Source organism: Nostoc sp. DSM 114167 (assembly GCF_052692655.1).
The window spans coordinates 5,909,163-5,930,579 of sequence record NZ_CP195116.1 but is presented as its reverse complement, the minus strand read 5'-3'; the positions used below and the strand labels follow the sequence as shown (position 1 = coordinate 5,930,579).

The 21,417-nt window shown below is 43.0% G+C and carries 17 protein-coding genes and 1 pseudogene; 12 read left to right on the top strand and 6 right to left on the bottom strand.

From position 1 onward, the window contains the following. Positions 1 to 153 precede the first annotated feature (153 nt). Positions 154 to 4,200: an NB-ARC domain-containing protein gene (locus NSTC731_RS25205; RefSeq protein ID WP_445627320.1), complete on the top strand. Its 4,047-nt coding sequence runs from the start codon at positions 154 to 156 to the stop codon at positions 4,198 to 4,200. Positions 4,201 to 4,341: 141 nt separating this feature from the next. Here the strand turns inward: NSTC731_RS25205 and NSTC731_RS25200 are convergent, their stop codons facing one another. Next, positions 4,342 to 5,178 (bottom strand): Rpn family recombination-promoting nuclease/putative transposase, encoded by an 837-nt coding sequence (locus NSTC731_RS25200; RefSeq protein WP_445627319.1) that lies wholly within the window; start codon positions 5,176 to 5,178, stop codon positions 4,342 to 4,344. A 246-nt stretch (positions 5,179 to 5,424) separates the two neighbouring features. Between NSTC731_RS25200 and NSTC731_RS25195 the strand changes: the two genes are divergently transcribed. The 8 genes from NSTC731_RS25195 (at position 5,425) to NSTC731_RS25160 (ending at position 12,160) form a co-directional block, all read left to right on the top strand. Continuing rightward, on the top strand, positions 5,425 to 5,667 hold the full coding sequence (locus NSTC731_RS25195; protein ID WP_445627318.1) for a hypothetical protein: 243 nt from the start codon (positions 5,425 to 5,427) through the stop codon (positions 5,665 to 5,667). 142 nt (positions 5,668 to 5,809) lie between these two features. Further along, complete coding sequence (locus tag NSTC731_RS25190; RefSeq protein WP_229471082.1) at positions 5,810 to 6,205, top strand: hypothetical protein; 396 nt, start codon at positions 5,810 to 5,812, stop codon at positions 6,203 to 6,205. A 161-nt stretch (positions 6,206 to 6,366) separates the two neighbouring features. Further along, positions 6,367 to 7,422, top strand: coding sequence for a BMP family protein (locus NSTC731_RS25185; protein WP_445627317.1), 1,056 nt, complete (start codon positions 6,367 to 6,369; stop codon positions 7,420 to 7,422). A gap of 247 nt (positions 7,423 to 7,669) precedes the next feature. Then, positions 7,670 to 9,163, top strand: a complete 1,494-nt coding sequence (locus NSTC731_RS25180; protein ID WP_445627316.1) for an ABC transporter ATP-binding protein — start codon at positions 7,670 to 7,672, stop codon at positions 9,161 to 9,163. A gap of 1 nt (position 9,164) precedes the next feature. Beyond that, on the top strand, positions 9,165 to 9,740 hold the full coding sequence (locus NSTC731_RS25175; RefSeq protein ID WP_445627315.1) for a zeta toxin family protein: 576 nt from the start codon (positions 9,165 to 9,167) through the stop codon (positions 9,738 to 9,740). Next, positions 9,733 to 9,942, top strand: a complete 210-nt coding sequence (locus NSTC731_RS25170) for a hypothetical protein (RefSeq protein WP_445627314.1) — start codon at positions 9,733 to 9,735, stop codon at positions 9,940 to 9,942. Before NSTC731_RS25175 ends, NSTC731_RS25170 begins: the two co-directional genes overlap by 8 nt. An 87-nt stretch (positions 9,943 to 10,029) precedes the next feature. Then, a complete protein-coding gene (locus NSTC731_RS25165) occupies positions 10,030 to 11,070 on the top strand; it encodes an ABC transporter permease (protein ID WP_445627313.1) in 1,041 nt (346 codons plus the stop codon). Between the two features lie 151 nt (positions 11,071 to 11,221). Next, complete coding sequence (locus NSTC731_RS25160; RefSeq protein ID WP_445627312.1) at positions 11,222 to 12,160, top strand: ABC transporter permease; 939 nt, start codon at positions 11,222 to 11,224, stop codon at positions 12,158 to 12,160. A gap of 33 nt (positions 12,161 to 12,193) precedes the next feature. Here the strand turns inward: NSTC731_RS25160 and NSTC731_RS25155 are convergent. Both NSTC731_RS25155 and NSTC731_RS25150 read right to left on the bottom strand, forming a co-directional pair. Then, a pseudogene (locus NSTC731_RS25155) lies at positions 12,194 to 12,799 on the bottom strand (DUF4276 family protein). Continuing rightward, a complete protein-coding gene (locus NSTC731_RS25150; RefSeq protein ID WP_445627311.1) occupies positions 12,796 to 13,950 on the bottom strand; it encodes an AAA family ATPase in 1,155 nt (384 codons plus the stop codon). The pseudogene NSTC731_RS25155 and the gene NSTC731_RS25150 overlap by 4 nt, the downstream one beginning before the upstream one ends. 187 nt (positions 13,951 to 14,137) lie before the next feature. Between NSTC731_RS25150 and NSTC731_RS25145 the strand changes: the two genes are divergently transcribed. Genes NSTC731_RS25145 through NSTC731_RS25135 form a run of 3 tightly spaced genes read left to right on the top strand, consistent with a single transcriptional unit; the run spans position 14,138 to position 16,427 of the window. Beyond that, positions 14,138 to 14,896 carry an ATP-binding cassette domain-containing protein gene (locus NSTC731_RS25145; RefSeq protein WP_445627310.1) on the top strand — a complete coding sequence of 253 codons (759 nt, stop codon included), beginning with the start codon at positions 14,138 to 14,140 and terminating at the stop codon, positions 14,894 to 14,896. After that, positions 14,893 to 15,525, top strand: a complete 633-nt coding sequence (locus tag NSTC731_RS25140) for an ABC transporter permease (RefSeq protein WP_445627309.1) — start codon at positions 14,893 to 14,895, stop codon at positions 15,523 to 15,525. The genes NSTC731_RS25145 and NSTC731_RS25140 overlap by 4 nt, the downstream gene beginning before the upstream one ends. Continuing rightward, positions 15,525 to 16,427 (top strand): glycine betaine ABC transporter substrate-binding protein, encoded by a 903-nt coding sequence (locus NSTC731_RS25135; RefSeq protein WP_445627308.1) that lies wholly within the window; start codon positions 15,525 to 15,527, stop codon positions 16,425 to 16,427. The genes NSTC731_RS25140 and NSTC731_RS25135 overlap by 1 nt, the downstream gene beginning before the upstream one ends. 22 nt (positions 16,428 to 16,449) lie before the next feature. On the opposite strand, the gene NSTC731_RS25130 is transcribed toward NSTC731_RS25135, so the two are convergent. The 3 genes from NSTC731_RS25130 to NSTC731_RS25120 form a co-directional block, all read right to left on the bottom strand. Continuing rightward, the gene (locus tag NSTC731_RS25130; RefSeq protein WP_445627307.1) at positions 16,450 to 17,079 is read right to left on the bottom strand and encodes a Uma2 family endonuclease; all 630 of its coding nucleotides are present in this window, start codon (positions 17,077 to 17,079) and stop codon (positions 16,450 to 16,452) included. Positions 17,080 to 17,204: 125 nt separating this feature from the next. Further along, entirely contained in the window at positions 17,205 to 18,695 is a 1,491-nt protein-coding gene (locus NSTC731_RS25125) for an MBL fold metallo-hydrolase (protein WP_445627306.1), read from the bottom strand. Positions 18,696 to 18,902: 207 nt separating this feature from the next. Next, positions 18,903 to 21,215: a lantibiotic dehydratase gene (locus tag NSTC731_RS25120; protein ID WP_445627305.1), complete on the bottom strand. Its 2,313-nt coding sequence runs from the start codon at positions 21,213 to 21,215 to the stop codon at positions 18,903 to 18,905. Positions 21,216 to 21,417: the final 202 nt, after the last annotated feature.

Below are 21,417 nucleotides of genomic sequence, written 5' to 3'. Positions count from 1 at the left end.
AGAGTTGATAGATATAGGTTCTCTTTGGGGTTGTGCCCTGATGCAAATACCCTAAACTTGCTGAAAATGCCTTAGAATCTGGATTACATGAGTTTGGGGTGGTAGTTTCAATCTGGGGTAGCCCCAAATTTCTTACTCAATTTTTTGGATGTAATGCCACGAATTACCTATGGGCCTCAAATTCAAAAGCGAGTCAAGCGTCTCTTAGAAGCGTTGCTTTGTTTTGCCGATGGAGAATTTGAAGACGCTAACTTTAAAATTGAGTACGACTGGAAAGAAGCAGACAGTGCTAACCCCAAGCTGACTGTGCAGACTACCTTAGTCACATTGGAGTTGCTGACGCAAAAAGATAAATATTCTGGCAAGTTAACTAAAGCGCAAATTCGAGAAGCGCTGAATTTGCTCAAGGATTTTTTGAAGATTCTGGAAGATAACCGTCTCCAAACTCAGGGTGTTGAGGAATGGCACTTTACACTCAAGCTATGGTCAAGAGATAGGGGAAAGAACTTAAAACGGTTTGATGAGGCTTGGGAAAGTAGTAGACCAAAGAAATCGAAATTAAATAACCCCTCTCCAAACCTCTCCCCCACTCTTCGAGAGGCTTTGAATGTTCCCCCTTCCCTTGTAGGGAAGGGGGTTAGGGGGTTAGGTCACACAAGTATATTTCAAGCGCCACCTTTACCCACATACTTTGTAGAACGTCCAGAGTATAGCGATGATTTAAAGACTCGTCTTTTAAATGATTCATCGGCTGACAGTCGCACTTTAGTAATTACTGCAATTCACGGTTTGGGTTCGGTGGGCAAATCTACTTTAGCGGCGGCTTTAGCCCATAATGCAGAAATACAATCTCGTTTTTGTGATGGCATTCTTTGGGCAACATTAGGTCAACAACCCAATGTGCTGGCCTTACTTAGTGGCTGGGTGCAAGCATTAGGAGACTATAGCTTTAAGCCTACAAGTGTTGAAGCAACTTCTATGCATTTGCGGACTCTGCTTTATGACAAGGCTGTGTTGCTGGTGGTTGATGATGCTTGGAATACCGAAGATGCACGGGCATTTAATTTTGGTGGGGCGCGTTGTCAAGTTTTAGTAACTACTCGTGAAGGTCACATTGCCGATGCCTTAGCAGCCAGCACCTACAGTCTGGATATCATGAAACCAGACCAGGCAATGGAATTGCTGACGAAGAAATTAAGACGCGAGATTACTGGCACAGAACGTCACTCAGCAGAAAATTTAGCCAAAGGCGTTGGTTATCTTCCCCTAGCATTGGAACTTGCAGCCGCCGAAGTTGCCTGTGGTACGACTTGGAATGAACTGTTGGCGGATATTCAGCAAGAAGTAGCCAGATTAACAAGTTTTGACCGACCGGAAGCCGAAGAAATTACTGATGAGGCTAGTTTAAAACGCCTGAGTTTAACCGCATCATTAAATTTGAGTGTCAAGAGAATGCCACCAGAAAAGCAGCAGCATTTCTCTTGGTTAGGGGTGTTGCCGGAGGATGTCAACATTAATAAGATGATGGCGGCAACGCTGTGGCAGATGGATAAGCGTGATGCTGCCAAGATGTTGCAATATTTACGGAATAAAGCATTGCTATTAACAGGAGTACCGCTTGCTGATGGTATGCCTACCTATCGCTTACATGACTTATTCCACGATTTAGCTTGTAATTTGTTAACTGCTCCCTCCCAGCCAAAGCGCCCAGGAGATTTGGCTGGGTTGGGTTTAAACCTTGCTGATGTTCACGCTGCTTTTTTAAAGAAGTATCGGCAGAAAACCCAGAATGGTTTATGGCATAGCTTGCCCGATGATGGTTACATTCATCAGCGTTTAGTTTGGCATTTGGAAAAGGCTGGACAGTTAGAAGAGATTCACCAGTTATTGCGGGAAGAGTCGGCAACTGGAAACAATGGCTGGTACGAAGTGCGGGAAAAATTGGCACAAACTGCCGGTTACATCACAGATATTTCTCGTGCCTGGGAACTAGCAGAAGCAAATTGGACTGAATCAACACTAAGCTTGCAGTGTCGTTATGCTTTGATTATTGCATCGATGAATAGTTTGGCAGCTAATCTACCAGCAAATCTGCTGGTAGCGTTAGTCAAAAACAAGATGTGGACTCCCGAACAAGGACTAGCTTATGCCCTGCAAAAACCAGAACCACAGGTGAAAGTCAACTCGCTGACAGAACTAGTCAATTATTTGCCACCAAATCTTCAAGAATTAGCACTGCAAAAAGCTCTTGCTGTTGCCAAGGCGATTCAGTCTGACGCTTATCGTGCCAATGCCCTGAGAGCCTTAGCTAAGAAACTGCCACCAGAGTTATTATCAGAAGCTCTTGCTGTTGCCAGAGCGATTCAGTATAAGGAGTCTCATGCTTATGCCTTGAGTGCCTTAGCTGAGAAACTGCCAGAGTTATTGCCAGAAGCCCTTGCTGCTGCCAGGGCAATTCAGTCTGACGCTTATCGTGCTTATGCCTTGAGTGCCTTAGCTGAGAAACTGCCAGAGTTATTGCCAGAAGCCCTTGCTGCTGCCAGAGTGATTCAGTCTGACGCTTATCGTGCCAATGCCTTGAGTGCCTTAGCTGAGAAACTGCCAGAGTTATTGCCAGAAGCCCTTGCTGTTGCCAGGGCAATTCAGGATGAGTATTATCGTGCCAATGCCTTGAGTGCCTTAGCTAAGAAACTGCCAACAGAGTTATTGCCAGAAGTTCTTGCTGCTGCCAGGGCGATTCAGTCTGACGCTTATCGTGCCAATGCCTTAAGTGCCTTAGCTGAGAAACTGCCAGCAGAGCTATTGCCAGAAGCCCTTGCTATTGCTAGGGCAATTCAAGATGAGTATTATCGTGCCAATACCTTGAGCGCCTTAGCTAAGAAACTGCCAGAGTTATTGCCAGAAGCCCTTGCTGCTGCTAGGGCGATTCAGGATGAGTATTATCGTGCCAATGCCTTGAGTGCCTTAGCTGAGAAACTGCCAGAGTTATTGCCAGAAGCCCTTGCTGCTGCCAGAGCGATTCAGGATGAGTATTATCGTACCAATGCCTTGAGTGCCTTAGCTGAGGAACTGCCAGCAGAGTTATTGCCAGAAGCCCTTGCTGCTACTAGGGCGATTCAGGATGAGTATTATCGTGCCAATGCCTTGAGTGCCTTAGCTGAGAAACTGCCAGAGTTATTGCCAGAAGCCCTTGCTGTTGCCAGGGCGATTCAGGATGAGTATTATCGTGCCAATGCCTTGAGTGCCTTAGTTGAGAAACTGCCAGAGTTATTGCCAGAAGTCCTTGCTGTTGCCAGGGCGATTCAGTCTAACACTTATCGTGCCAATACCTTGAGCGCCTTAGCTGAGAAACTGCCAGAGTTATTGCCAGAAGCCCTTGCTGCTGCCAGGATGATTCAGTCTGAGTCCGATCTTGCCAATGCCTTGAGTGCCTTAGCTAAGAAACTGCCACCAGAGTTATTGCCAGAAGCCCTTGCTGCTGCTAGAGCGATTCAGGATGAGTATTATCGTGCCAATGCCTTGAGTGCCTTAGCTGAGAAACTGCCAGAGTTATTGCCAGAAGCCCTTGCTGCTGCCAGAGCGATTCAGGATGAGTATTATCGTGCCAATGCCTTGAGCGCCTTAGCTGAGAAACTGCCAGAGTTATTGCCAGAAGCCCTTGCTGCTGCCAGGGCAATTCAGTATGAGGATTCTCGTGCCAATGCCTTGAGTGCCTTAGCTGAGAAACTACCAGAGTTATTGCCAGAAGCCCTTGCTGCTGCCAAGGCGATTCAGCATGAGGATTCTCGTGCCAATGCCTTGAGTGCCTTAGCTGAGAAACTGCCAGAGTTATTGCCAGAAGCCCTTACTACTGCCAGGGCGATTCAGGGTGAGGCTTATCGTGCCAATGCTTTAAGAGCCTTAGCTAAGAAACTGCCACCAGAGTTATTGCCAGAAGCCCTTGCTGCTGCCAGAGCGATTCAGGATGAAGATTCTCGTGCTGATGCATTGAGTGCCTTAGCTTCCAGTTTGTCACAAATGCAAGCTGCCAAACTTTTTTCTCATTGGAAAGATACTCTTCATGAGTTATCCCTTCGCACTCGCCCTAATTTGCTGCAAGATATCAAAGCGTTATTTCCTGTTATCTTTGCATTAAGTGGTGAACTAGCAACGGTAGAAATTGCCCGTGCGATTCAGGATGTGGCGCGATGGTGGCGGTAAAGAGACACGGGGACACGGAGAAGCAAAGACGGAGGGATGCAGTATTTATAGTTTTAAGCGAAGTGCGATCGCCTTTTACAGCTACTCAACCATCAAGCAGGTATCGCATTTACAAACTCTCTCTGGTGTCCATCAGTGGGCTTATCGCTCTGCTAACCACGACTGTAAATCAGCCACACCGGTAAAATCTAACAGTGCTTCACTCAAGTCTTCCAGAACAGGTAAAGGTAAACCAGTGATGGCGGAACGCATTTCTGGAGTCAGTTCACCAAATCGCTTTTTTAGCTGTCGCATAACTAGATTAACTGTTGCTTCCTCGCGCCCTTCTTCCTTAATTTCCCGATAAACTCGCGTTTCCTTGAGTGTGATTTCCAGCATCGACTCTACCTCCCTTCTACTTAATTGCTCAAACTTGTACACCATAATCGTCGTAATCATCTCTATTATGGCGCGACTTGTGGGTGATGATAGTTCTTGCCGAGTTCTGGTTAATAAATACCTGGCTTGTTCTGGTGCTTGTTCTTCGTTAACTGTCGTTAATACCATCAGCGCTACCCATAAAGGTAAGGTACGAATATCCCCCAATTCATCTAAATATATTCGATGTACTTGTCCGCCATTGAGCAATGAGCGATGGGGATGAATCTGGCTTTGTTCCAGACTGCGAGATGGGTAAATTATGACTGCTTGCCAATCGCTAAATCTCTCACGGTTGCGGTAAAAATATAGTGAAGACTCAGCAAATACTCTTTCGTAAAGCTGTTCATCTTTTTGAAATTGCACTTCACAAAAATACACTGTTCCTGCATCGGCATTTTCTGGTGGGAGGAATACGCCGTCAATTTCAAATTTGGGTTCTTTGACTGCTACTGAGTCAAATCGATAGACATTAGCATTTGTTGGCGGATTGGTCAATAATTCAAATAATAACGTGGGAGATTGTTGAAATAATTTGTAAAATATCGAGTCTCGCCGCATGAAGTATTCTTATTTTGCTAAATCGAGTCTACACTACCATAGAAATCTTGAGTGATTTTGAAAGTTCTAACTTCGTATGGTAATAGCAATCGCCCTTCCCCAATAAGCGATCGCACTATCTCTCACAAACTGCGTAGTTTACCGCCGTAGGCATCACTTGTATCGGTCTTTCTTACAGAATAAAGCGATCGCTTACAAGATTTTTGCCTACCCACTCCCCAACTTACGGGAGCAGCTACAGAACTTATGGGAGCAGCTACAGAACTTATGGGAGCAGCTACAGAACTTGTGGGAGCAGCTACAGAACTTGTGGGAGCAGCTACAGAACTTGTGGGAGCAGCTACAGAACTTGTGGGAGCAGCTACAGAACTTGTGGGAGCAGCTACAGAACTTGTGGGAGCAGCTACAGAACTTGCGGGAGCAGCTACAGAACTTGTGGGAGCAGTGTCCCTTAAAGTTTTGATGAAGCTTAGACAATTATCTATATAAATACCAATATCTAGTAATAAAATTCCGAAAATTTACTGCTATAACTTGAAAAATTTATTACAAAAACTGCGAGTTTTGCTGAACCAGAATGCAGTTTAATTGAGGCAAGCTAGCTCTATAAGAATTTTAAAGGAGTAGTTTTATGTCTCGTAAAAAACGCACATCCCGCATTTTAGAAAAAGCTCAGTTAAGATCCGCCGGACTGAAATCGATTGTTCCAAGCGTCAAATTTGATGAAGATTATAGTCTAGAAAAATTAGTTGAGTCAATCGACCAGTTACGCAGCAAAATTGATGTTTATAATACTGCTCTGTCTGTAGTTGACTCTTCTAAAACTGAAATTGAAGAGATGGAAAAAAACTTGAGTCAACTTTCTGAGAAGATGCTGATGGTGGTTGGTATCAAGTACGGCAAAGACAGCCGCGAATATGAAATGGCGGGTGGTGTTCGCTATAGCGATCGCATCCGCAAAATCAGATCGAGCCGCTTGAAAAATGTTGCAGAACAAGCATCTGATGAAAATGCTAAAACTGCATAAAATGCAATAGACGCGATGAATCGCCGTGTGTACAAAAGACTAATTATTGTAGAGACGGCGATTTATCGCGTCTTTAATAAATCCCAGAGAAATTGTTTCCAAAGTATCACCTCCGATTTTAGAGTGTTGAAATAACTCAAATAGCTATCTGAAGGCGAGATATGACAACAAACTTTAGTCGGCGTGAATTTATCTTGCTTGGTTCAGCAGGGTTTGGTACCAGCTTCCTGCTGCAAGCTTGTAGTAATCAAACGCCACCAACAGCGATAACAAAGGGTGGTGCTGAAGGATTTAAAATAGCGATCGCTCTCCCTGGAGTGATTACCGATAAAGGCTGGAATCAATCTGGTTATGAAGGAATCAATCTCGCAAAACAAAAGTTAGGCGCCCAAACCGCCTATGTCGAAAAAGTAGCACAAGCAGATCAAACAGAAGTATTAACAGATTTTGCTCGTAAAGGCTACAATCCGATCTTTGCGCATGGCGGACAATTTGATGCCGCAATTGAACAAGTCGCTTCACAGTTCCCCAACACATTTTTTGTGGGAGTAAATGGTAATCTCAAGACTGAGAATATTGCTTCTTTACGAATAGATCACTTACAAGCTAGTTATTTGTGCGGCATTATCGGTGCTTCTGTGACTAAATCTAATAAATTAGCTTATATAGCCGGAGAGAAGTTTCCCGCTACTGAGGGAGAACTGCGGGGATTTGAATTAGGCGCAAAGTCTGTTAAACCAAATATCCAAATTACCTCTACTTTTACAGGTGATTGGAATGATGTTGCTAAAGCTAAAGAAGCGACTCTGGCAATAATTTCTTCCGGGGCTGATGTCATCTATCAATGGTTAGATAATGCCTCAGCCGCAGTTTTACAAACAGCAGGTGAAAAAGGAGTATATGCTTTTGGTAACACCAAGGATCAATTAGATGTTGCACCAAAAGCTGTTTTAACCAGCGCTGTCAAACGCTTAGATTTAGCTATTGCTTACATAGCAGAATTAGCTAAACAAAAACAAATCAAAGGACAAATATATACAATTGGTTTAGAAAGAGCAGAGATATTATTTTTAGGGCAATTCGGAGCAATCATACCGGAAGCAGTTAAGCAAAAGGTATTGAATGCAAAGCAAGAGATTGTTAATAAAAAAATCGTTTTTGAAGATTGCAAAGAGGCTGGTAAGGATACGCGCTGTGTGAAGAAAGCAACAACGTAGGTTTAGCAGACTATATTAAAAACAGGAATAATTGTCTTTGTAGAGACGGCGATTTATCGCGTCTGTCTAATGCGCCAGTATTTTAGACGCGATGAATCGCGTCTCTACAATGGGGGCTTATCCCCAAAAACTGGATCTGACTTGTGTGTACACCTTAGCTTTACAAAGGGGTGGGGTTGGGGGTGGATGTTAGGAAATTTTGCAAGAGGTATACTACAGTCCTCAACGAGCTATCAGTTTTGCGAATATGAACTATTTACGCTTAAACAATATTACCAAACGCTTTGGGTCTTTTGTTGCAAACGACAACATCAACCTCTCTGTTGCATCTGGAACCATTCATGCAATACTAGGCGAAAATGGTGCAGGCAAGAGTACTTTAATGAATATTATTAGTGGACTCTATCAACCTGATGCTGGTGAGATTTATCTCCAAGAACAACCACTAAAAATCACTTCACCAAATGAGGCAATTAAATTAGGGATTGGCATGATTCACCAACATTTCATGCTTGTACCAAAATTGACTGTTACAGAAAATATCATCTTAGGAATGGAGAAAACTTGGCGGCTAAATCTAGAAGATAAACAGCAAGAAATCGCCGCCTTATCCCAAGCTTATAAATTAGAAATTGACCCCACTGCCAAAGTTGAAAATTTATCTGTTGGGGCACAACAACGGGTAGAAATTCTGAAAGTTCTCTACCGTCGAGCAAAGTTGTTGATTCTTGATGAACCTACAGCAGTTTTGACACCGCCAGAAGTAGAATCATTGATTGCTATTTTGCGCCAATTAGCAGCCGCAGGGAATACAATCATTTTTATCAGTCATAAATTAGAAGAGGTAATGAATCTCTGTGATTCAGTCACAGTTTTGCGTCAGGGAAAAGTAGTAGGAACAACATCAACTGAAGCGGCGACACCTCAGCAGTTAGCAACATTGATGGTAGGACGAGAAGTAGCTTTACAGTTAAATAAAAGTCCGACATTACCAGGAGAAATCATCTTATCGGTGCAAAATTTACAAGTTACTAATGAAAGAAATATTCTTGCTGTAAATAACGTATCTTTTGAACTGCGGGCGGGAGAAATTTTAGGAATTGCTGGTGTCGAAGGCAATGGACAGCGAGAATTAGCTGATGCGTTGGCAAAGCCCGTCGCAGACATCGCTCTTGTGCGGACTATTAAGCAGGGTAAAATTGAGTTTACGCCCAAACATTCCTCAGTGGGCTACATCCCAGAAGATAGGCAGACAATGGGATTGGTGCTGCAATTTAGCATCGCCCAAAACTTGATTTTAAAAGCTTTTAAATATCTGCCATTTTGTCGCCGTTTTTTGTTACAACCAGAAGCGATCGCAAATCGTGCCCAAGCTGCAATGCAAGAGTTTGACATTCGGGCGAATAGCATTGATATCAAAGTAAGTCAGCTTTCGGGAGGAAATCAACAAAAAGTGGTGTTAGCGCGAGAACTGGCGCAAACACCAGCTTTAATTATCGCCATGCAACCCACCAGGGGGTTAGATGTCGGCGCGACAGTAGCCGTGCAGTCTCGAATCTTAACAGAACGCGATCGCGGTGCGGCAATTTTGTATATTTCTACTGAGTTAGAAGAAGTGATGGCAATGAGCGATCGCATTGCCGTAATCTACAGAGGTGAGTTTGTGGCTATTTTGGATGCAGCTACGGCGAAGGTGGAAGAAATTGGTTTGTTGATGGCTGGGGGAACACCCAGAGAGTAAAATGCCGAGTCTTTATATCATCGGTGGTGCAAATGGTTCAGGAAAAACCACCGTATCGATGAGTTTATTACCAAATTTTCTAGATTGCTTTGAGTACGTAAATGCAGATGCTATTGCTGCTGGACTATCTCCATTAAATCCCGATTCAATGGCTATAGAAGCAGGAAGATTAATGATTATGCGACTGCGGACATTATCTAATTCCGGTAGTGATTTTGCTTTTGAAACGACGCTAGCAGCTAGAAGTTTTGCACCTTTTATTATTGATTGTAAAGCAAAAGGCTACACAATTAACTTGATATACTTTTGGTTACAAAGCGTTGACTTAGCAGTAGAACGAGTAGCAGCAAGGGTTGCTAGTGGTGGACACTCGATTCCAGAAGATGTGATTCGTAGACGCTATCAACAAGGGCGAAGAAATTTGATTTATTTATACTTATCTTTGTGCGATCGCTGGATTATCTATGATAACTGTAACAATGATACTAAGTTAGTAGCTGAGTATTGTCGTGGTCAACAACAAGTTGTTTATAAAAATGCAATTTGGAATCAAATCAGAGGACAGGAAAATGGCTGAACAAGAATTAGAGCTTTTATCAAGCAAAATTGATGCTGGAGTCAAAGCCGCAATTGCAGCAGCGATTGAAAGACATCGTAAGCTTGGGCAATCAATTAGTATTATGCAAAATGGTAAGGTTGTGACTTTAACTGCTGATGAGATTGCAGCATTTCAAAATCAGCAGAACACTCAAAACAAAATTAACCTGATAGATGTCTGATGAATTGTTCAATTTGATTCAACTTTGAGGAGTGAATGAACTGCATAAAAAATCATATCTCCAAACCTAAAGATCGCAAGTAATCGCATGAAATTCCTGTTACCAATCCTATCACCGCTAATTGCCATTGCCTCCGCCCTCATCGTCGGTGCTATCCTGATGCTAATTGCTGGGGCAAATCCCATCACTGCATACAGCATCTTATTTCAAGAATCTCTCTCTACCTACTTTGGATTTGGTAACACCCTCACCAAAATGACACCGCTATTGTTTACCAGTTTAGGCGTATTAATAGCATTGCGGGCTGGGCAATTTAATATCGGTGGAGAAGGACAAATTTATCTGGGTGCGTTGGGAAGTACTTTAATTGGGTTATACGTGCAAGGATTACCTGCGGTGATTCATATTCCCTTAGCACTTTTAGCAGGATTTTTCTTTGGTGCAGTTTGGGGTTGGATTCCTGGTTATCTCAAAGCCATACGCGGAGTGAATGAAGTAATTACTACATTGTTGCTCAACTATATCGCCGTGAATTTAGTTAGCTACCTCGTCCAAAACCCATTAATGGCAACAGGTGCGCCTAGTCCTTATTCGCCATTAATTGCTAAAACATCGCGTTTGCCGATTATCTTACCACAAAGCCTGGCCCATGCTGGTATTTTATTCGGTTTAATTGCCGCAGGTATTTTATGGGTATTGTTAGTGCGATCGCCATTAGGTTATCAAATTACAGCAGTGGGATTTAACCCGATTGCCGCCCGTTATGCCCACATATCTGTTGAACGTACCATTATGCTGGTGATGGCTGCTGCGGGTGGTTTCGCTGGGTTAGCTGGAAGTTGCGAGGTGATGGGGTTGAAATATCGGCTATTTGAACAAGTTTCCCCAGGTTATGGATTTGATGCCATTGCGATCGCTTTTTTAAGTCGTGGTAGTGTAGTCGGTGTAGTCTTAACTTCTTTGTTTTTTGCAGCGCTTCGCAGTGGTGCAAATGTGATGCAGCGTAGTGCAGGTGTGCCGGTAACTGTAGTTTACGCGATTCAGGGGTTTATGGTGTTATTTATTGCGATCGGTTTGGCAGTCGAAAGAGAAATAAGAGTAAAAACGCAAAGGGACGCAAAGGTTTAACGCAGAGGAACACAAAGAAAACTCTGCAATACTTTGCGCTTCCCTCTGCGTTCCTCTGCGTTTAAAAAAAATACTACCAATTCAATTAATGATTGCAACATATCCTTGGGTAAAGACGCGATGAATCGCGTCTCTACAATGGTATAACTCTATGGATAATCTCAACTTCTTCTCTGATTACTTAATAGCTACCTTACGTTTAGCCGTCCCCTTAGCATTTGCAGCCCTTGGAGGATTGTACTCGGAACGATCGGGGGTGTTAAATATCGCTTTAGAAGGAATGTTGCTTACAGGTGCTTTTACTAGTGCTGCTGCCACTTTCTACACCGGCAATCCCTGGCTTGGTATCCTTGCATCCTTGATTGCGGGGGGATTAGTCGGACTACTCCATGCTATTTTGTGTGTAACTTTGCGTGTCGATCAATTGGTATCTGGGCTAGCAATTAATCTTGTCGCAGCTGGGTTAACATCGTTTTTAGCTCGATTAGTGTTTAATGGCAGTAGTACGCAGCAGTTACCTGGAATTGGGACAATTATGATTCCTGGTTTAGCCAATATTCCCCTGATTGGGCCGCTACTATTTCAGCAAGATATTTTAGTACATTTCTTATTTATCTTAGTTATTTTAACTACATACATTTTATTTAAAACTAGCTTTGGGCTGACATTGCGGGCAGTGGGTGAATCTCCGAAAGCTGCTGACACGGCAGGAATTTCCGTACCATTTGTTCGTTATATCGCTGTAGCGATCAGTGGCACTCTTGCAAGTTTAGGAGGTGCTTATTTAACTCTGGTACAAGTAAGATTTTTTGCCGAGGGGATGAGTGCAGGTAAAGGATTTATTGCGATCGCCGCATTAATTTTTGGCAGATGGCATCCTTTTGGTAGTGCTTTAGCTTGTTTGCTGTTTGGGGCTACAGAAGCTTTACAACTGCGAATTCAGGCATTAGGGGCAAATATCCCTTACCAATTTTTAGTCATGCTACCTTATGCGATCGCTTTATTGGCATTAGTAGGTAAGCTGGGGAAATCTACACCCCCGAAAGCTTTAGGTACTCCCTACTTTGGAGAAAATCGCCACTCAGACTAATTTAACGCGAGCCGTTTAATTGAGGCAGTTCAGTCATGGAATCAAATCAATCTCACAAAGAGACAGAATAGTATTCAAAAATTCCTTTAATTCAGCACACAGATTGACTGCATCCATTAGATTATTGTTTTTTAAAATCTTGGCAGCATCGCGAGTTTTACTATAACTGCGTTTTTTACCTAACTCGAATATTTCTTTAATATGATATGACGGAGGTTTATTGTGATTCACCTGCTCAGGTAATCCCCTTGGTGCTGACTTATTATGTCCAGCCAATTTTTGAATAGTTGGCCAAAAAGGTAGTAGCCAAGCTTCAAAATCATACTGCGCTGCATGGGGATAAAAATTTGGGTTATTCCCCACCCACATTTTCATTTTTGCTTTAGCATCTGCTGCATCTTAAAAATCATTGGTTCCTGTATAAACATCTGTTAGTGCAATCACACCATTGAAAGCATCTCTCCCTGTCAGTAAATTCTCAACCTTACGCCTGAGTTTTTCTTCTTTGGGAATCCGACCATCATCAGGTATAAACTGAAGTTTAGGCATTTTTTGTTGCAAGCGCGACTTCAGGAAATCTCGTAAAATCGGCTCAAAAGCTTTTTCTGTTGCACCCTCAACTAAAATTGCTATTCTCATGGACGACCACCGATTAAGTTCATCGCCCAAATTTGATCTAAACTATAATCTTCTAGCCATTTTTCTAAATCAAAAAAGTCACCCCAATTCATAGTTGTTAAACCATCCTCAGAATCACAAACTAGAACTTCTTCAGGTTTTAAAAATTTTATTAATCTATCTGAATGGGTTGCCACAATTAGCTGAGTTCGTTGGGCAGCTTCGCGCATTAAATCAGCTAATAGTCTTAATAATTCTGGGTGTAAACTGACTTCTGGCTCATCAATAAGAGTGACAGCAGTTAAATCTGGACTTTGCAGCAGTGTTACTAACCAAAGAAATCGTAAAGTCCCCTCTGACAACTGGTGCATATAAAGAGGCTTAGAAAAATTTTTGTCTTTCCAAGTCATTGCTAAAGTTCCTGCTGCTACTGGCGGAAACGATAAACGCTCAAAATCTGTAAATGCAGCAGCAAGGGTATCTTCAATAATTTCAAATCGTTCTGAGTCAGTTTCTCGCAAATAATAAAGGCAGGAAACTAAATCTTCTCCATGAGAACCTGGTAAGGTCACTGGACGCATTGATTGTGGTAAACGAACTGGGCTTTTAGGAGCAACATTTAATGCTCCATAAAAAGTGCAAGAAGCTAATCTTTTTCGCAGATTTTCTGGCTCTTGGTACATTTTGGGAACTTGAGCAAGAGAAGTTTCTAAGGGATTATGATCCCAATTTGGGCGCAATAGCTTTTGATCTTCTGTATTAAAATATTTAACATCTAAACCACGAGAGTCAATGTGTTTAAAGGGTTCTGATGCATGGCGATCGTTTTGTTGAGTAAGTGTTTCTAAAGCAATTTCATATGCTAACCCTTTAGGAGCAACTTCTAGCGAGTAGTCGAGTGGTGCATAACCAGGCACACTCATGGACAAGGAAATTGTTATACTTCTAGCTTGATCGCGCGTCATAATATCACCCAGTCCACCCAATTCGGAAATTTTGGTTCCTAGTTGAGCATTTGCTGATGCTGCTAAAAGTGAAAAAATTTCTAACAGAGAGGTTTTACCTACACCATTAGCACCAATCATCACCGTCAGGGGTCGTTCATGCATATCAACTTGTACATTATACAAGCGACGATATCCTTGAATTGTTATACTTTCAAACGAGTTCATAATATAGTTATTACCAACTGTTGTACCTATTGCTTTCTACTGTCTGTACTTTCCGATCTTTTCCCTACTGTAAAGCCTTAAGGCAATTCTTAGCAGTAGCGCCAAAATCTGAATAGGTCAACGCAGGCGTTAGCATAATAGCAAAATCAACAAATAATGTGATATATGCCTATACCAAAAGCCACTCATGCCGCAAAATAACCAAACCGCCATCGAATTCCGCGATGTCACCCTTAGCCGCAATCATCGCCCATTGGTGTCAAACCTCAATTTCACCATTCGCCAAGGAGAAGCACTGGTATTACTTGGGCGCAGTGGTAGCGGTAAAACCACGACAATGAAGTTGATCAATCGCCTATTTACACCTACACAAGGCGAAGTTTTATTTGATGGTATTCCCACAACTCAATGGGATGAAATTAAACTGCGGCGAAAAATTGGTTACGTCATTCAAGAAATTGGTTTATTTCCCCATTTCACTGTCGAACGCAATGTTGGTTTAGTCCCGTCTTTAGAAAAGTGGCAACCGAAACAAATTAAAATGCGGGTTTATGAACTGTTGCAATTGGTAGGCTTAGAACCAGCACAATTCGCCACACGTTATCCGCACGAACTTTCGGGAGGACAAAGGCAAAGAGTCGGTGTAGCCAGGGCTTTAGCAGCAGATCCGCCGGTGTTGTTGATGGATGAACCCTTTGGCGCACTCGATCCAATTACGCGCCTCGAACTGCAACAAGAGTTTCGGCATTTGCAGCAAGAGTTAGGCAAAACAGTTGTTTTCGTCACCCATGATATTCAAGAAGCCTTTGTGTTGGCATCGAGAATTGGTTTAATGTCTGGCGGAAAATTGATAGTATTGGGGACAAAAGATGAATTTATGCGATCGCAACACCCAGAAAGCCTCGCCTTTCTCGAATGTCTGCGTTCCCTGCAAGATACTTTATGAAAAATTTCTTCCTGGTTAAGTATGCCCCAGAAATTCTTCAGCATACTCTAGAACACCTCTTTTTAGTAGGCATCGCCATTGGAATTGCCATCCTTGTAGGCATTCCATTAGGTATTTTAATTACACGTAAAACTTATCTCCGTCAACCAATTCTTGGCATCGCGAATATTTTCCAAACTATTCCCAGTTTGGCGCTGTTTGGCTTACTCATTCCTATTCCCATAATTGGCGGCATTGGTGCAGTACCAGCAATTGTTGCCCTGATTGTATATTCTTTGCTGCCGATAATTCGTAACACTTACACAGGTATAACTAGCATCGATCCAGCTATTCGAGAAGCTGGGAGAGGTATGGGAATGACAGATAGACAATTGTTATTGCAAGTTGAGATTCCCTTGGCAATGGGAGTAATTTTAGCAGGTGTGCGAGTCGCAACAGTAATTGCCATTGGTATTGCAACTATTGCCGCCGCAATTGGGGCTGGTGGTTTGGGAGTATTTATTTTTCGCGGCATATCAGTAGTGAACGATCAGTTAATTTTAGCTGGTGCAGTTCCGGCGGCAGTAATTGCATTATTGGCTGACTTTGTAATTGGCTGGATAGAGAATAAATTAAAAATTAAAAATTAATGAAGAGATTTTTCACACTTTGCTTTTTGAGTTTTGCCTTGTTATTGGCGATCGCTGCCTGCACGCCGAATTTAAATAGTAGTAGCAGTGGTAATATAGTTGTTGCTTCCAAAGATTTTACCGAGCAAGATATTTTAGGTGAACTATTAGCACAGCAAATTGAGGCGACAACTAATTTAAAAGTAGATCGTCGCTTCCGTTTGGGTGGTTCTTTTATCTGTCATAGTGCGATTACTTCTGGAAAAATTGATGCATATATTGAGTACACAGGCACATCTTTTACTGGAATTTTAAAGCAAAAAGCAATTAATGACCCTAAAGAACTTTATCAGAAGTTAAAACAAATTTATGCCCAGCGATTTAATTTAGAAGTCATGCCAACTTTGGGTTTTGAAAATACTTTTGCGATGATTATCCGGGGTGAAGATGCCAAGCGTAACAATATTCAAACTCTCTCCCAAGCTTCTCAATATACACCTCAGTGGCGCGGCGGTTTTGGCTATGAATTTTTGGAAAGGGAAGATGGTTTTCCGGGATTAGCTAAAACCTATGGGTTACTTTTTGCTAAACCTCCCCAAATTATGGACTTGGGTTTAGTGTATCGTGCTTTGATTCAAAAACAAGTAGATATGGTGGCGGGTAGTTCCACAGATGGGCAGATTTCCCGCTTGGATGTAGTGGTGCTAAAGGACGATAAAAAATATTTTCCTCCTTATGAAGCTGCACCAATTGTTCGACAAGAAACTTTAAAAAAATATCCCGAATTAAGAACAGCGATCGCTTCCCTCGCTGGCAAGATTTCAGCAGATGAAATGCGACAATTAAATTATTTAGTTGAGGGAGAATTACGTAATGTTAAAGATGTTGTCCAGGAGTTTCGCAAATTGAAGGGATTAAAATAATTCGTAATTCGTAATGACGCTCTTACTGTTGTCCATGTAAATAGTTCCTTAACCACTTAATGACTTCACTTGTTGTTTGTTCATTAGCTCTTTGGAGACATTGCTGCACAATTTCTCTGACGTTAGGAAAGTAGCTGCTTTCTGTAAGTGCATAACTTTCTCCCTGCAATCGATAAATTAATAACCGATTATTCTTTAATATCCAAACTTCTGGCACTCGATAAGGCAAGAAATCATTAACGTCAGTGTAACTTGTCACATCTATTTCAATTGCTAAATCTGGTGGTGGATCTGACTCCCAATTAATTCTTTTTTTGCCTACTACTGCTCTGGAATTTTCAATGTAAAAACAAAAGTCTGGTTCAATACCACTAATTTCTGGCAAGCTCATGGTAATGGGCGTAAATGACTCGTATGCACGGTTTAAATGATCCAGCAAAACCTTAGCAATATCTGCTAGCAAACTCGCATCTCTTCCATGCTCTGGTAACGGTGCCATCAGTAAAATTTCTCCTTTGCGATATTTAATGCGAGGCGAGGAGCGATCGCCTAGTTGCTGACTCAATACTTGATAGTCTTTCCAATCTCCCAAAAGCTTCAACACTGCGCCAGGTGGTAACTCGATTCTTTCTGGTGTAATTACGGTATCCATAACTAGCTCACATTTTAAATATTGGCACAGACGTGTTGGCAAAGCCTCTCGTAGAGAACCGGCTTGTCGCCAGACATCGCATTACATCAAGGATAACGCTACCTGAATCGATTTTTGGAATAACTTTAGTTGTCAATAATCATAGAATATGGCCAAGATTGGTTTTGAATTACTTGCGTATCCTCTTGGGCAAACGCAAGGGCATCTCCAGGGCGAAGCAAGCAAATCGGTACAGGAGAAGCGATCGCTCCATCTTTGCGGGTTCCAGAGCGCACACTTGCTACCTGGCAAACATGCTCTGGGGTTGGATCGACTGCCATAATGTGTGCTTGCGATCCATCAAGACAAGGGCCAAGACCGCGCTGCCAATACCAAGGCGCACCGCCATCAGAGTACGGTACAATTCGTTTAGCATTCCAAATTTCCGCTACATCAATTAAATCATCGGCATCGCACATCATCTTTTGGCGGACTTGCCAGCTGTTCTCCGGCACAAAAGGAAGATAGCGAGCGACTGATGAAAAGAGATACTGAATCGGATACAGTCCAAAACCTCGATATCCACCAAATAAAGTATCAAGGGAACCATAACGCTCTAAGGCTACGGCTGCGAGTTTTTTGACATCTCCTAGACAGTCACTCCCTGAATCTGCGGTGAGCGCAACACGGCGATCGCAATACTCAATCAGGTAAGTGTTGCCCTCATTGCGAATCTCTGGGTGGAGGGCTTGAGCAACCGTTGGCTGTTCCCCGTAGAAGGGCAGGGCAATCACTCGCATTCCACCAATTCGAGTTTCGTCAAACCAGCGTAATGTGTGAATATTCTCAAATCCAAGCTGACGCAGCCGCAACGCCATATCAATTGCCAGTACAGATTCTCGCTTCACTTCGGGAACAAAGATTGGTGTGTTAGCAACAACTCGCAGCAAGGTTCCTAAATCAAAATGATCGGGGTGAGAATGGGTGATAAATATTGCATCGGGTTGTCCCATTTCCTCTAAGCTGAGGGGTTGGTAGTTTGGCGGATAAACTTCAGACTTGGGCAACAGAAATGGATCGAAAAGAATGCTAAAGTTGCCATCACTGAGCCGGAGGGTGGAGTGACCGACAAAAGTGGCATGGCCTAGTTGCGGCTTGACGGATAATTCGTTGACTTCAACCAGTGCGCCATAATCACCCAATGCGTTCCATAACTCGCGAGCAATGGTTGTAGTTGGAGCATTACTTCCTTGTTGCCATTCTCCCAGATACAAAGCAAGCTCAGATAGGAGATTGGAAGATAATTTTGGGATGACGATAGTTTCGCCAATATTGCGTTCCAGCTCAAGGGCAACGGGTTTAACGGCTTTAGGATCGGGATATAGCCAATCTTCCAAAAGGATATTAGGACGCTGATACAAATCCGCCAGACCACCCGAAACCATTGTCTGTGCCAGTAATTCACGCGCATGAACCACCACATTTGCAAGACCATATCGACTACGGTGTGCTGTGACGCTGGTGCAGTAGCGACGGATGGTGTTGTCACATTGTCCAGTCACAGCACTACCAAACTTGGTTTCGTCCTGATAGATGAGTTGAAATTTAATGTTGCTGCTTAATCTTTGACGTATCATTAAATTTTTGATTTTTGATTTTTGATTTTGGATTGACCCCAGCAATCAAGTCACACAATTTTAGATTTTAGATTTTAGATTTTGGATTTATTCTCGCATTTAAATTCGCTTGCTCTGAGATTTTTTAAATTTTGGATTTTAAATCTTCAATTTCATTATCCAAAATTTAAAATCTAAAATTCGGTCAGGGATTCTTCAATCCAAAATTCAAAATTTAAAATCTAAAATTCTTTCATCTCTACGCGATGACCAGCCATGTTCGGTGCGGGCAAAGGGTAAGGCAAGTTCTGCCATATAATGCTGCCCTTTAGAATCAAGTAGCCAAGGTTGATTGACTAACTCTTCTACAATTAGCCATCGGGTGTGTTTTTGTAAGTCTTTTTTGAAAAAGGACTCTAGGGCTAAAGGGCTGTCCCGATGTAAAAGCAGTGAAGGCTTATCCTCTATTTGCAGATTAAGCAGCATCGGCCAGCCATACTCAGCAGCTAATTGCTGCCATCTGGCAAAGCGCTCTATTTCAGTCAATTGGGCGAGTTCTGCTAAGACTTGCCCACTCAAAACTGTCCGCCGAGGACGGACGATCGCTTCTTTTGGTAACTGAACACGAGGAGTAAAACGAGGTACATTCAGTTCAATCTGCATCGGCACTGTGGCAGCGCGAAAGATTGCCATCGGGTTATCTTGAAAGGTAGTCCAAAGTAACTGTTCAGAGATGGGGTCGCGGGCATTAACCGCAGCCAATGAAAACCAAAACACTGCAACAGGTTTTAGCGAAGCCGATCGCAATTTTAAAAATGGCAACTGTGTTTTTGGATCTAGAAAAATTTCTGCATCGACTAGGGATAAACTATCTTGACTCGCGCCCCACAACTCAATAGGAAGAATATTGAAATTGGGACGAGCTAAAACATTTGGGTTTGGCTCAAAGGGACTTTGTAATTCTGCAACCTGAATTTGATGTTGGCTGGCTAAACAGTCAAGCCTCTGTTGAAACCAAGAATATAATAAATTATTTCCATTGAGTAAGTCTTGAAATCGGGCAAAGATTGGCACCGGATCGTCACTAATCCCGTGAACTACCACTTGGAAAGACTCAAATAGACCCGCGAATAAGCAACCGAAAGGGGCTGTGGAAAGAGCGGACTTTGGCGAATTACTGCCAGATTCGAGAACGACTACCTCTTGATTTTGCGACAGCGATCGCTCCCACGCCTCCAACCGAGCGATCGCTTCAGGGTGGCGATGAGCCGTTCTCATTTCGGAAACCAAGGTGGATTTGAGATCGCCAAGTGCAATACCCGCCGCAAATTCCTGTTTCAGTCGCTCGCGAAACGCCATCCGCATTGCTGAGGCTGGACTTGCACCCTGAATCCAGCAACGCTCGTAGTCTGCGAGTGTTTCCAGCAAAGTGTTTTGCTGCGCCTCATCGATGGCAATGCGAAACGGTAGCCCTAAATCACAGTGCAGCACTAGATCCGATAGCTGAACGAGTGAAACATCAAGGGCTTGGGCGAGTTCTTGAATATAGGTCTTTGCTTGTTGTAGATAATCTGCAAGTGCATCTAGAGATATAAAATCAAGCTTTGCCGCCAGAGTATCGCAAAGGGAATGCAGTTGTTGAATAGCACTGTTCCAAAGACCGCGATCTGGCTCAATCAGCTTGTCTGCCGCAACTGCTAATGCTTCCCAACAATTCTCAAATCGCTGGGGCAGGTCAAGTCCGCCTAAAAGCACACCTCCATCAATGAAGAGATGTAGAATATCCTCTATTGCGGCTGCATGGTTCCAGCGAGGTGAGGCTGACACTGTTTTGCTTAGTTCGTCTAATGTCCCTAGCTCCAATTTGGTCAGTTCTTCCAAGAGGATGTCTACAATTTCCTGAGACTCGATTTCCCGCTGCTCAACTAACCCATCTGGAGTGCGTCCCCAAAACCGCCAGGAACCATCTGCTTGTCGCTTCAAGGTAGGATTCAATCGCCAAGTTGCACGTTGACGATAAATTGAACGTTGAGCTAGCGATCGCAATATTGTTTGAAAAGGGCGAAGATCGGGTGTAAATGAATACTGAGATTCTACATGATTATGCTGTGCTACCTTGGTAAACTCAACTAAACTCACACCAGCCCATAAACCATAAGGTGTAGTTCGTCCCGCAGCCCGCGCTAGGTAACGATACAGCGCCGTCTCCAGATGGCGAATTTTTTTAGTCCGTTTTCCCTGCCTTGTGAAAGCTACACGCTGCACCTCCGTGACAAGGGAGGGATTAGATAACAGCAGGGCTTTCATAAACCATGAATCTGCTGCGGTCATCTGCCAAAGTTGCTGGCGATCGTCTTCATGTACCTGTTGATAGGCTGTTGCATATTCTTTCCAGATATCAGCATCCTTTGTACGGCTGGCTGCTAACGCTAGGCTTGCGAGTTCTTGATGGCCAAAACTTTGAATAGTCTCAATTGGCCAAGCAGCAGCCCGCAAGATGCCAATGGGACTAAGCTCAAATTGTTTGCTGGGATGATTCATCAATCGAGAATTTTGGATTTTGGATACTTCGACTTACCTCGGCTCCGCTACCTCGACTTCGCTCGGCACAAGTCGGTACGAGTCGCTCAGTACAAGTTTTAGATTTTAGATTGACCCCAGCAATCAAGTCAGGGCTGCTGTCAATTAATTTTAGATTTTGGATTTTAGATTTGTTCTCGCGTTTAAATTATCTTGCTCTCAA